At 39.1% G+C, this 13,242-nt stretch carries 11 protein-coding genes; 3 read left to right on the top strand and 8 right to left on the bottom strand.

The genetic code is table 11. The annotated features are described in order from the left end of the window. The 6 genes from B2V92_RS22500 to B2V92_RS22475 all read right to left on the bottom strand — a co-directional run. Positions 1-351: AraC family ligand binding domain-containing protein (locus B2V92_RS22500; protein WP_293312349.1), on the bottom strand; the 351-nt coding region annotated here is incomplete at its 3' end. 369 nt (positions 352-720) lie between these two features. Beyond that, positions 721-1,113: a RidA family protein gene (locus B2V92_RS22495; RefSeq protein WP_293312347.1), complete on the bottom strand. Its 393-nt coding sequence runs from the start codon at positions 1,111-1,113 to the stop codon at positions 721-723. 74 nt (positions 1,114-1,187) lie between these two features. After that, a complete protein-coding gene (locus tag B2V92_RS22490; protein ID WP_293312345.1) occupies positions 1,188-1,766 on the bottom strand; it encodes a Crp/Fnr family transcriptional regulator in 579 nt (192 codons plus the stop codon). Between the two features lie 165 nt (positions 1,767-1,931). After that, the gene (locus B2V92_RS22485; RefSeq protein WP_293312344.1) at positions 1,932-2,900 is read right to left on the bottom strand and encodes a zinc-binding dehydrogenase; all 969 of its coding nucleotides are present in this window, start codon (positions 2,898-2,900) and stop codon (positions 1,932-1,934) included. Between the two features lie 50 nt (positions 2,901-2,950). After that, complete coding sequence (locus B2V92_RS22480; RefSeq protein ID WP_293312343.1) at positions 2,951-3,256, bottom strand: ArsR/SmtB family transcription factor; 306 nt, start codon at positions 3,254-3,256, stop codon at positions 2,951-2,953. Positions 3,257-3,794: 538 nt separating this feature from the next. Continuing rightward, a complete protein-coding gene (locus B2V92_RS22475) occupies positions 3,795-4,082 on the bottom strand; it encodes a hypothetical protein (RefSeq protein WP_293312341.1) in 288 nt (95 codons plus the stop codon). Between the two features lie 771 nt (positions 4,083-4,853). Between B2V92_RS22475 and B2V92_RS22470 the strand changes: the two genes are divergently transcribed. Both B2V92_RS22470 and B2V92_RS22465 read left to right on the top strand, forming a co-directional pair. Continuing rightward, positions 4,854-5,882 carry a DUF2971 domain-containing protein gene (locus B2V92_RS22470; RefSeq protein WP_293312339.1) on the top strand — a complete coding sequence of 343 codons (1,029 nt, stop codon included), beginning with the start codon at positions 4,854-4,856 and terminating at the stop codon, positions 5,880-5,882. Positions 5,883-5,900: 18 nt separating this feature from the next. Further along, positions 5,901-6,950, top strand: coding sequence for a helix-turn-helix domain-containing protein (locus B2V92_RS22465; protein ID WP_293312337.1), 1,050 nt, complete (start codon positions 5,901-5,903; stop codon positions 6,948-6,950). Between the two features lie 12 nt (positions 6,951-6,962). Here the strand turns inward: B2V92_RS22465 and B2V92_RS22460 are convergent, their stop codons facing one another. After that, positions 6,963-7,949, bottom strand: coding sequence for a BT4734/BF3469 family protein (locus tag B2V92_RS22460; protein WP_293312335.1), 987 nt, complete (start codon positions 7,947-7,949; stop codon positions 6,963-6,965). A gap of 224 nt (positions 7,950-8,173) precedes the next feature. On the opposite strand from B2V92_RS22460, the gene B2V92_RS22455 reads away from it, so the two are divergent. Continuing rightward, the gene (locus B2V92_RS22455) at positions 8,174-9,934 is read left to right on the top strand and encodes a reverse transcriptase domain-containing protein (RefSeq protein ID WP_293312333.1); all 1,761 of its coding nucleotides are present in this window, start codon (positions 8,174-8,176) and stop codon (positions 9,932-9,934) included. A 759-nt stretch (positions 9,935-10,693) separates the two neighbouring features. Here B2V92_RS22455 and B2V92_RS22450 read toward each other — a convergent pair. Beyond that, a complete protein-coding gene (locus B2V92_RS22450; protein WP_293312331.1) occupies positions 10,694-13,219 on the bottom strand; it encodes a KAP family P-loop NTPase fold protein in 2,526 nt (841 codons plus the stop codon). Between the last annotated feature and the right edge of the window lie 23 nt (positions 13,220-13,242).

Genomic DNA, 13,242 nt, shown 5'->3' with positions numbered 1-13,242 from the left:
AAGGTATTCCGCGCGGATATTATCTTCGGTAATGATCGAGGTGCTGATGAAGGCATCTTCAAATGCGATCAGGCGGTGCACCTGGTCAGGCCTGATAAACATCACCGAAGGTGCCCGGATACAATAGGTCTGGAAATCAATTTCAATCTGTGTACTGCCTCTCTCCTGGATAATAAAAGTGTAGCCGCCATCACGGTGCGAGCGTTCCACTTCCTCAAAACCGGGTGCCCCGTCAAAAGCTTCCCTCATCACCATGATTCCCCGGTATGTCCCTTCCGGCAGAATATTTACAGGTATGTTTTTGTTTTTTGTTCCCATTACAGATCGATAGTTCCCAGAAAAGTTTCCCATCAATGGATAAGCAAACGCATAGCAACATCTCATGCATAATGGCCTATAACCCCATAATAACTTTACCATTTCCAGTGATGATGCCAGAACTGCCCCACGTGGGTGATACGCTGCTTCTGATATTCCTTTACAAGTGTACAATTTATAGTCTGCCGGAAAAAGACATCAACTGTTTTTTTTTGTTCACCGGGCCATCGTCCTCCAACTGTTTTTCCCTTAAAGAATATTGACCGGGACAAACTTCCAGGGTTTTTGCTTCTTTCTAAAAAAATACCGCAGGTTTATCAGCTAAAAAAATCCGATTACCCACAGGTCGGATCAATGAAAACTGGCCGCCATTAACCAGGACGGCCAATTTCCAGCCCGGTTTTACTTCACCACCGTAGCTTCCAGTTCCACATTCAGCGTTTCAAAAAGCCCTACTACCTGCATCAACGTTATGGCCGACTTAACCCCATGCCTTGCCATAAATGCCTGGAGCAGGTCAAAACATTTATCCATAAATTCATCCGATGATGTTGAATATATGGTAAGCCTTACAATATTACCGCACCCATATCCCGCCTCAGCGATAACCGTTTCCAGGTTTTCAATGGCAAGCGCAAGCTGGGAACGCATATCTGCCGTACTGGACCTGCCATCCGGATGCACTGCAGCCTGTCCGGCTACATAAAGCGTACCTTCTACATTTTTTACCTCTACTGCCTGCACATAACTTCTCCCATCCTGCCATGTCCAGGGATTGATTTCTCTTTTTATCATGATCTTATTTTTTATGGGGCAAAATTGATAAGACCATGGAATTATTTTTGTGACGCCGATCACATTTTAATTCTTCAGCGCTGTCGCGGACTGCGCCACAAACGGCTTAAGGTTTCCCGTGATACACCCAGATAAGCGGCAAGCATCGCCTTGGGAACCCGTTGCATCAAAGCAGGCTGCTTTTTTAATAAGAGTTCATACCTTTCCCGTGGTGTGGCAGCCAAGAACGATAATATACGTTCCATCGATGCCACATGGCCACGGTTAGCCTTCTCCAGAAAGAAATGTTCCATCTTCTGCACTTTGGCACAGATTATCCGAAAGTCCTCGAGACTCAGCGAGTAAGCCTGCGTATCTTCCATGCACTGCAGGTTTAAGGTGGCCGTTCCTCCCATAAACCATGCAGGATAATCGGTTTCCCACCAGTCTTCCATTGCAAATGAAATAATGTGTTCCCTTAGATCCGCATTATGGTACACCAGTTTGGTCAGCCCTGAAATAATCAGGTATGCGTTTCGGACAGGATTGCCCTTTTCAATCATAAAGCTTCCCTTCTGGAAGTTCCGGATCGTAAAATGGCTTCTTACAAAGCTATACTCCTCGTCGCTCAGCTCAACAAGTTTCTCAATATGTGCCCGTAACATTTCTTTCATATATCCATAAATATTGATTAATTTCCCACCTTACGGTGGAACTTTATTTCAAATATACCGGATATCGGTAATATTACCCCTGGATATGCCTAGGTCTTTGAAATGCTTTCCACGCCTTAAAGAAAAGGGCCCACGGGATAACCAAAAACTGTACAGCAGTTCATTTTACTTACCGATCTCTATACCGATCTTCCCATAAAAATCCCTGTCCCCTTGCTTAAATTCCAGCAGGCTGTGTGCTTGGGCTATTTCCGGTAAAGCAAAAACCCTGTTCAGCACAGGCTTAAGTTTTCCCGATTCGATGAGCTTTGTCAGCTCGTCGAGCTTATTCCGGTTCTGCCTGGTGAACACAAAATGGTAAGTGGCATTTTTCCCCCAGGCGTGGATGAGGTTCTGCGGTTTTTCGATATCGACCAGGCTCACCACCTGCCCCATCTGCGCAAGGATAACCGCACTGTCCGAAAGCGTATTACCACCCAGGGTATCGATCACAACGTCCACACCTTTACCTGCCGTCAACTTTAAGATAGCTGCTGTATAATCTTCCTTTTCATAATCAATGGTATAATCTGCACCCAGACTTTTCAAAAATTCGTGATGTACCTTCCTGGCCGTACTATAAACAATGGCCCCCATCGCCCTGGCCATCTGAATGGTATAAACCCCGACCCCGCCTGCACCACCATGCACCAAAACACTCTGGTTGATCTTGAGCTGTGCCCTGGAATACAGCATTTCCCATGCAGTCCCTGCCGCCAGTGGAAAGGTAGCCGCCTCCAGGTGGCTTACATTCCAAGGCTTGATACCGATGATGGATTCGTTTGCACAATGGTATTCTGCATAACTTCCCTGTCCATTGAAAATTTCAGGGGTATAATAGACCTCATCACCGATCTTAAAATTTATGACCCCTTCCCCTAACTCCACGATCACCCCGGAGATATCATGCCCTGTAACCACCGGAAGTTTCACCTCATTTTGATAATCACCCCTGCGCACCTGGTAATCCAGCGGATTGACCGAGCTCGCCATCACTTTCACCAGTACCTCACCAAATCCAGGCCTTGGAAGCGGAACATCCAATATCTCAAAATTTTCAACCGGGCCAAAGCCCTTCAACACTGCTGCTTTCATACTACATTTAGTTATTTAGGTAAATTCCTAATTTATTATTTAAAAAAAATTTATAGTTTATCTTTGATCAACTCCGCCAACTGCTGTATCGACTCTTCATTACGCTTATAATAAGTCCACTGGTCTTTTCTTGTTGCCACCAGGATATCAGCTGCCGCCATGTTCTTAAGGTAAACAGATACCGTCGGTACGGACATGCCCGCTTTTTTGGAGATGTCAGAAACACATACCCCCAATGCCGGGTCATAATCACTCAGCTCCTCTGCGGGAAAATAAGCAAAGGGATCTTTCAACCAGGCAAGGATATCCAGACGGGTCTGGTTGGACAATGATTTGATGATTTCAAGTAGTTTCATAGGACAAACTTAGGTATTTACCTAAATACCTACACGCAGGATTTCCAAATTTACGCTTCGATGATAAAGGGAAAGCACAAAATACATTGATATCTGCTTTCGATGATATTTCCAGTCTGTACAATTTTATAAAAATGGCAATTTCAGAACAGAGAAGGCTAAAGGTTATTTGTATTGAACTTCTTTTAAGTAATATTTCGTTCAAAAGAAGCAAGAACAATGTTAGAACAATTATTAAAGCGAAGTTATAGTGTCTGGCGGCGTAATCAGGCGAATTATAGAGGTATTTATTATTAAAAATATGGAGAAAAAGATCAGAATTATTAACAATTCATGTACAATCAACTTAATTCTCCGCCTTGTTAAGGCCGAAAGAGATCTTATATTTATCATCTTATTAAGCGAATAACTTTAAGGGCAATATTTAATAACACCTAATTCCATAAGAAATCCCAGGTCTGTTCTGCAAAAGCAATACGTTTATCTAATTGAATAGTTAAAAGAGAGAAATCCTAAAAAACCGACAATTCAGTGAGCTTTAACAATCTTTCTTATAAGACTTACCTAAATTTAACATAACCTTTGCCACAACTATAATTGCAATAATTGTCACGAACAATGTTATAAAAACTGTCCATAATGTGGGATCGTACTTAAATCCAAAAACGAAAATTGCGGTATGATTGATCAAACTACTAACTTCTACGATAGAGTGACCTACACCAAGCATTGCAACTAGCAATGGAACAAATAGTTTAATAAATCCTTTAAAAAATTCGGAAACAAAATTCATTTTTTTATCTGTTTTATATTCATCAACAATCAATATTAATCCCTGGCGAAGGCTATATGAACCAGGAATTAGCGCATTAAAAAAAATCGTAGCCTCAATTAGCGTAATTCAGCTCATAAAAAATCTGTCACTTCCCTGCTTTAACTTTGCGAAATTCTTTTATCGCAAACATTATAGAAATGATTTTCCTCAACTAGAAACTAAAAAGATTGTATGCAGAAGTAAAATTTGAGCGCTTTTTTTCATTTTAAATTAATTTGAGAAGCCAACAACCAAAGTTGTAGTGGCTAATGCATTTTTATACTTGGTATATTCTAAATTAAGCTTAAATAAAAGAATGGAAATGGACAAAATTGCCTAAATGATGGATAATAGAAAACAAAAGAAGAATGTTTTGTTTGATATGTAAAGAATTATCTAATCCCCTGTTGATTGATAAAAACGATTAAAATGCCGCTAAACAAAAAAAGCAGCTCTTTTCAGAACTGCTTTTAAAACTCGGGGTCAATCGCAGTCCTTAATAAAAATCAATTTGTGGATGAATTAATAGAACTAGGCCGATTTTCAAAAATTTTGGAGAGCAAATAAATCCAATATTGGAGATGCATTAGAAGGGCTATGCAGTGACCTTTGATTTTTCTATTTGCAGGCACAACCTGACTTGGGGAAGAATCAGTTTCCTTGAGATACGAACCTGTAGATCAACGGTGGTGCATAGTCATTTTAACCTAAAAACAATTGCAGGCCTTATTTTTTGATCTTACGAGTTAAAATCGTTAATTTATATTTATAAGAACTATACGCTTGAATATCCCTACATATTTATATAAATACCGCGGCGGCGAAGAATCTATCTTTGAAAGAGACCTTTTCTCCCTTGTAGACAGTTATTACTGGGCTGCCGCAATTCCAACGCTTAATGATCCTTTGGAGGCGACGATCAATACAGAAGAATATTCTAGCGATCTTGGAAATTTTGAGCAGGTGCTTAACAGCTCAATGGGTAAAAAGATTAATGTTTCGGAGATTGGAAACGCGACGAAAAAACTTTTGGATAAGGTTCTAACCACTGGAGTTTTTTCGCTAAGCAAGAATAATGATGATGAATTGCTATGGTCGCATTATGCCGCCGCCCATCATGGCTTCTGCGTAGGTTATAACATGCATTATCTCAAACGAAATCTGGATTCTACTTTTTACAATTTGATTGAGGTTAGCTATCAGGATACTCCGCCTGAAATGAACCTGATGCAGCAAATGCTTTCCCGGGATAGGAATAATTCTTTGCAACAGCTAATTGGAACTAAATCGACTAGATGGATTAATGAACAGGAGATCAGGGTTGTTTGTGATGAGCCGGGCAGACAAGAACATGATTTTAGGGCTATCGGTCAGATTTATTTCGGTTTGAGGATGTCTGATGAGCACAAAGAGCGAGTAATGTCGGCTTTGAAAGGCCGTGGTATTCAATATTTCCAGATGGAGATGGCTAAAGGCGCATATAAGTTTATTGCAAATCCTGTTGGTGATGTTTACGCTGATGCACCAAAATATCTCTATAAGCTGGCTCCCGTTATGGAAGATGCTATTATGGAATCTAGCATTCAACCCAGGTTTAGCCATATGGCTGCATATCTAAAAAAGGCGGTTGAGGTCGCCCGCAGGGAACCTTATTGTGCCGAAGTAGTCATGGTTGATTTTAGTTATGCATGCCCGGATGATGCGCCTTATATCTTTGCACACTGTAACCGGACGGATAATCTTATGAGGAATTTTGAATATACTTTAGACGAAATTGATGAACGGTTCTCTAAATTCACCGACTTGGAATAATCTCGAAATAGAAAGACCATGAATGAAACTATCATCAATCTGATTGAAAACGAAAGTGAAAACACTAAACTGGATTTTAAGCTGGAACAGTATCCAGTCGAAAAAGGCAATTTAAAAAAGGGTGAATTTTTAAAGGATATGTCTGCATTTGCCAACCTCACTAGCGCGGACGATAAATTTATCATTATAGGGGTTATAGAAAAAAATGGTATTGCAGCTGATTTTAAGCCTATTGATCAATTAAACGATCAAGCTTCCTATCAGCAATTTTTAAATGAATATATAGAACCCGAGATAAATTTCGAGTATAAGGAGATTGAGCATCAGGGAAATCGTTTGGCCTACTTCAGGCTGTTTAACAATCCTAGCAGGCCATATTTATTTAAAAAAGATTATAACGATGCCCAGCAGAAAGGAAACCAATATAGAGCAGGTACAGGATTTGTCAGATCAGGAACTTCAACACGGGGATTAAAAAGGGAAGATTTTGAAAAAATTTATGCAGAACGTTTAAGTACAAAAGATCGCAGTAGCGAAATTGATTTTGACATAACTGTTGGCGGATTCCAATTCTCAGAGCTGCGAAGCACAATGTATAGGCATGTAAAAGTTGACCTAAAAAACCTATCAAATACATCTATCGATCTGGATATTGAGGCCAAAGTTTACAACAACAAAGGTGTCGTTGCCCGCTGCACGCAGGATATCGAACGTAAAATCTTCGATGATAACCGAGATAGAAGTGGTTTAATGTATACACCTTACGTGGACAAAGTGTTTCCCCCGCAAGTGTTCATGTATATGAATGTGGACTTTACAGATCACCGCGACTATTCTACTTATGAAATTACATCCAAAAAAGGTACCCATACGGCTGTCCGAGTAAAACAGAAAGGAAAAGAAGTCAATATTTTTAATGATCAAATTGCTTTGGTTTTTTCAAGGCCAGCCGAGGTCAAAATCGAACTTATAGTGCGCAGCAATGATTTCCCTAATGGACCGAAAACCTTTTGCTACATTCTTTCGGAAGAAGATACGATGGATCTTTTAGATCCGCGGGACCTGTAATATGAATTCTATTTACTCTTTTTTAGCTCTTTTAATTTGATTCTCAAATCCTTTATCATTTGCAAAATATATAAGTGTAGCAAACGAGACATTATTGGTATTACCACCCTTCCTTCTATTATAGCAATATCTTAAAAGATTTCTGCTAGCCATTAAATCAAACCTAACGCCATCCATTTCACTTAACTGAAGAAAATATTTTTCACCGACATCATAGCTAAAAGTATAGGAAATTGCCAGTGCAACTCTTACCCATTCGTCGTAGCTTGAAGTTATAGAGAGGTGTTTTTTTGTCAAATAATTAATTATTTTCTTTATTATCTGTCGATCCTTCGCTTTATTCAAGCCTTCAGTAGCAAATGCATTTTTCAATAGCAAAGTTTCTTTTTCCAAAACGCCCTTCACTTTAACATCTGATGGTTCTTCCAAGCTCAACGTCTCATTATACTGTTCTGCTATTGGATTATAGTATATATCTTCATCCCAAGAAGAAAAGCAAAGTCGGGAGACATCACTACCACTTTTGTCCAGTTCAATATTGTATTGTTCCAAAAAATATACCCTGATGGAATCAAATGTGGCTCTATGAGCCTCCAATGTATTTTCAGTTGTGAATAACGCTTTATATCCTGCTCCGGAAGGTGATTTCCAAAGAGATAACAGGTGAGGATCATTACAAAGAATTTCTTTCACTGCAGTTAATCTATCCTGAGAGATATTATCGATATCAAGTATCAGCAACTGATTATAGTACTTGATATCAGAAGCCTTATGGCCACCATCGAAAATACCGCAAAAGGTAACACAGGGGAGCTTTTCTTTTAATGATGAATAAAGATTCTTATCTCCTGTAGCTAAAGCAGACCTGCATTCCAAAACTTTGTCGCGATAGACACCATTTTTTATCTCTCTCAATTCTTGGAAGAGTGGTATTGCTATAGCATTTTTTGACTTTGTAGTTTTGAACTTCGAAATATTTATCTCTTTAAGTACCTGCATCTCTGTAAAAATAATATATTTGTTTCAAGCGTAGCTAAGGGTGCTTAGGCATCATATTTATCAGGGTTGACAATTTTGTCTAGGGAAATTTACCGATAAAATCCAATAGCCTATACGGTCCTGATGTTGTTGGCTCATTCGTGTATTTGTTTTCGAACATGCACCAATCTGTATCAATGTAAATAACTCCGGCTACGCTTACTTTAACCAAACCTCTCATCGAAATGGAAGTTTATTTTTCCGAAGAAAACGTCATCAAACTCCTGTGTAAATATAGGGCTAATGCAGCAAATAAAAGGCATGAGTCCCACATGATGAGAAACATTAGCCTACATCCGTCAACCAACAGGATTAATATAACGGATAAGCTTACCTCGTTTAAGTTTCTTCAGAGTATTTTTCCTACGAGACGAAATTGGCCGAAACTTAAACAATCTGAAAGGAAGATATGTAGAGACGCAATAAGTACGAACAAAAGAAGACTTTACAAAAGCTACGAGTTAACAAAACTGAATATTGGCACGGGAAAAACAGAAGCTCCAACATGGTATAATAATCTGATCTCATTCGTTAACAAGTTGCGCAAAGATGTACTTTCCGGGGATTTAAATAGCATTGAAATTGGAGTCCCTAATATTAAGGGACTGAAAAAGGAAGAAAAAAACAATAAAATCATTTATCGGCCTATTGCGTTATACGATTTTTCCAGTAAAATAATCTGCTCAATTACAGCCCGTTATTTAACCCATTATTTCGACAGCATTTTTCATGGTTGCTCGTATGCCTTTAGAGGGAAAAATAGCTTAAATCAAATACCTAACCACCATGACTGTATTGATGCTATCGCCAAATACAGAAATCAGAACAAAAATCTCTGGGTGGCAGAATGTGACATACAAAAATTCTTTGACACTGTTCAGCATGACCATTTACTTGATATTTTTAAGAAACTCATACAGGAAATTCAAGACAAAACCTTGAAAGCGATAGACCCAAGAGCAATAGTTGTTTTTGAAAAGTTTCTCGGTTCATTCTGTTTTCAAGAAAATGTCATACCCTTAAATCATAACGACAAATATTTTACAACAAACAACCTTCCTAAAGGAGAATTTGGCTGGGTAGAAGAAGAATTAAACACAAAATTTGGAACCGATTATTGCAAAAAATTCAGAATTGGAGTACCCCAAGGGAATGCAATATCTTGCTTTGTCTCAAATTTGATATTGCATGAAGTTGATAAGGCTGTACTTGAGGTAACTCCAGTACCGTTCTATATTAGGTATTGTGATGATATGATACTAATGCATGAAAATCAGGAAGCATGTTCCATGGCTCTCGGCGTGTATATGGATGAAATAAAAAAAAGGTTCCTGCTTTTCCATGACCCTCTTGATGTTACAAATTATAGAGAAAAGGAAAATGGCAAGGCATTTTGGAAAGTCAAATCTAAGCGGCCATTCTTTTGGGGCGATAAACATGTTGATGAAAGAAATGTACCTTGGGTTTCTTTTGTAGGATACCAGATGAATTTTCACGGCAACCTAAGGGTTAGGAAATCTACTATCAAAAAAGAGGTTAAAAAGCAAATTTCGGAAACCGAAAAAGTTCTGAAGGCCCTTGGAAAATTTAATCGCAGATTAACTATTAAAAATGAAAATGCAAGACTGCCTTCAAAACATATTTCATTTCGGCTACTGCAGAAACTGATATCTATGTCAGTTGGACGGGTTAAAATACACACACATAAAAATCCGAGTCAGCAAGGGCTATGCTGGACTAACGGTTTTAAAATGCTTGACCATAATAGAATTACCAGCCAACAACTTAGGTATTTAGATAAAAGGCGGCGCATGCAATTATATCGTGTAAATACAGAAATAAAGAAAATCACCAAACAATCCAATGTAAGCCTTTATCCAGAGCATCTAAAATCGATATTCTTTGGCTCAGCATTCGCATATTATAATTTTTTGAAACATAAGTAATTTGCGAACAGATAACATAATATTTTTACTTAAAATTCCTTCCAATATTGAAAGCCGCTTTTGGAACTTTTTTTTTGGTCTGCGCTCTTTTATCATGAGCAGAATATGGTTACTTTTTTTATCCCGTTGCACAATGTCCGATCGTTGGCGAAACAAGATCAGTGTTGAAGCGATTGAAAAAACAGGATATATGGAGAATTATCTAAATACCCCAGAAAATCAGCAAGTTCAGTTTGTTCGATTGCTTTCTTTATTTCGTCCTCTTTATCTTTATCTGTTTTTTTAGCAACTCTCCGTTCCAAACAATCAGCCCCGTCCTTCATGAATACCGGCTTTCGCATTTTCACTATTTTCTGAGCTGAAGATCAAGTCTAACGGGATATCAAGGTAACTTCTATTGTTGTTCAAGAGCTTGCAGATAAAGCTCCGCAATGGCCAGCAGAGAATCCCTGTAATTATCATCAAAATCAAAATGCATTAAATTATTTACATTAACGGAGGGCTGGCCAAATTGCAGCAGGCCATGCTGATAATTTGTTTGAAGTTTTAGTCTTTATTGTTAAAGTAAAGCCTAATTTTTAACCCCTACTATAACTTAGGCAGGATAAGAATGAAACCTGAGTTGGTGAATATATAAAATATCATAGCATCCTAAACATCTTGGTATTAAAACTTTAAATCGAACAGTTACTGATCTTTCACATCAACCTCATGCCATTGTTACTAGGCTGAGTTATTTTTCTAGGAAAATAACTCAGCCTATTCTTGACCATCCTCTTCCGCTTTATTAAGCCCGGATTTAAACTCCATTTCTACATACTCCTTAAAATCAACTGAACTAAGTTTACCTAAAAGCTCGAGATATTCCTGTTTCATCTGCATATCAAGATGCGGATTTTCTAATACAACTCTAGCAAGCTCCAAAGGATCTTTAAACATATCCAATACCTGGGCATGAATAGAAACCCTCGTCTTTTCCCGGATATCGCGCTGAATACTAAATTTTAAAAACTCCGCAGGATCCTTGCTTGTGACATATACCTTCATCCTTTCCACCAAAGCAGGCTCAAACCTCCAACCCTTAGCACGCCCCACCAGCGAATCATAACTGAAATATTCCCTTGCCCCATAAAAGATCCATAAAACATCTTCATTAAGACCGTGACTGCTTTCGGCATAATTACTGAAATAGGATAGCTGATGGACAGCAAGCTCCTCATTGGAAAGCACAAAGCTTCCGTCCTTTTCTTTTAAATGAAAAATCAATTCATTCTCAAAAAGATAAGGCGCTATGGCAACAGAAAATAGACTATCAATAAAGTCTTTATATCCCGATGGATTTCTCTTATAAAATTTATCAGTGATCGAATTATGGTAATTAGAAATCTTACCAAGCAGAGATTCATAGTTAAACCTGAACATGCCTTCTTTATCGACAAATGTCCGTCCAAAGACAAAGATCCAGCGGATCATCTGTTCGAACTCCATTTTATTTCTAAAACCTTCCTCTTGCAGCAACCTGATCATCAACTGCTTATGCAGGTTATGGCTCGCGCAGTATTGCATAAAAGCAACCATATTCTCCGGGCTTTTGGCCGCCTGGTATTCATTGTCCGAAAGATCGGTCTGCGAGAGGCGGTAGCGGAAGTAAATCTCAAAATAAAGTGGGTAGGATATCGAATTTTTCGCATCCCGGCGACTATACCTGCTTCCATTAAATAAGGTTTGAAAAAGTGCATCCACCAGTTCAATATCGTCCCCGGACAGCTTCCCCATTCCCTGCAGATATTCCCGGAATACCGTTATTCCTTCGGTGCGATCTTTAAAACTTTTCTCCTTCGCCATACGCAAAGAAAAACGTTGCTGATGGCTGGCCATAAGCGGCTGCTCGTATAAAAAGCGGTCATGGTGGGTATAGATCAGATCATATATTTCCGGGAAACGGAACTTAATCAGTTCCAAAAGCAAGAGACATTGAAAATCAACCTCTTTGCCTATTAATTGATAGGCAATTTTAAACGTATTCAGAAATCTGACAACATCCCTACCCTGACGGAGTACGTCGCCATAAGCTCGACCATAAATATCCTTGAAACCAAATGGAATCATTTCTTTCTCAAACACAGCATAGTGTTCTTCTCCAAGAATTACTTTCAGCCCATTACTAAGGGAAAAAAGTAAATCATCTGCTTCGCGTTTAGGAAGGGGGATTTCCAGCTGGAAAATCTTATCCAGGTTATCCTCGGCCGAACCATTAAGAGACTCAATTCCGCGCTTTACATAGCTCTTATCATAGCCAACCAAATACACAACATTTGAAAAATCAGCCGTGTTACGGATTAACTTGAGTACTTCAATAATTTCCGCCGGGTAAAGCCTGTCCAGATCATCAATGGTAACAACCACCTTTCTGCCTGTGCCCCCCAGCATTTTATTAATCTGCCGATACTCACCAGAGCTCTGCACCCCACCTTGGCTCCTAAAAAACCCAAGCCAGTTGAATAGTGAAAGAGATCTGGTATCAAAACCGGCAAGCCTGCGCCCGTAACTATAAATCAGTGAAGATATTTTCAGATCCACGCTGGCAATATGAGATGCTAAAAGATCAAAAAACTCTTTTCGGATCATCTGTGGATCCGAAGCGCTCCACGGATCAAAGAGAACTTGAATCACATCTTTATCTTTTAATTCAAGGTTAATCAGATTCAAAAAAGAGGTTTTTCCACTACCATAATTTCCTAGAATTCCGATGGCGAAGGATTTTTTATTCCTGGTGCCTAAAACCAGTCTTGCAATCTCAGCAGCCGCCTCTCTGCGGTGAAAATGATCTTGCTCTGTAGAACTTACCGTATTGTCTTCAATAAAACCAACTGTCGAAGGCTCCCCTTCCAAGTGCACCGCTGTCCCATGGAATAAACAGTTCGTTAAAACTGTGAGTGCAGCAAAGCCAAATAAAAGATCGAAATAACCAATAACTGGAAAAATCGTTAAGGTTTTGAATACCCAAAAATGATTCCATCTTTCCGCCAAGTAAAACACCGTAATAAAAGGCAGGCCCCGGAGCAGGAATTCCCTATTCAAATGCCTCGCCAGCCAAAAGCCGGCTGCTGCCAAGATCCCAACCAGCAGAATATCCGGATAAAAGCCACTCTCAAAATAAGAAAACATAGGACCTACCAATAAAGAATTCAGCAGATTACAGATCGGGATCCTGAAAAAAAGCAGGACTAGAAAACAGACAGCCGCAGCAAGCAGCGGAAAGCTATTGAATTTAGATTTAAACATTGAGCATCTCAAATATAACCAAA

It is taken from the genome of Pedobacter sp. UBA5917, from assembly GCF_002432345.1.
Taxonomy (GTDB): domain Bacteria; phylum Bacteroidota; class Bacteroidia; order Sphingobacteriales; family Sphingobacteriaceae; genus Pedobacter.
Note: the sequence above shows the minus strand (reverse complement) of the source record. Positions and strands in the feature narration are given on the sequence as shown.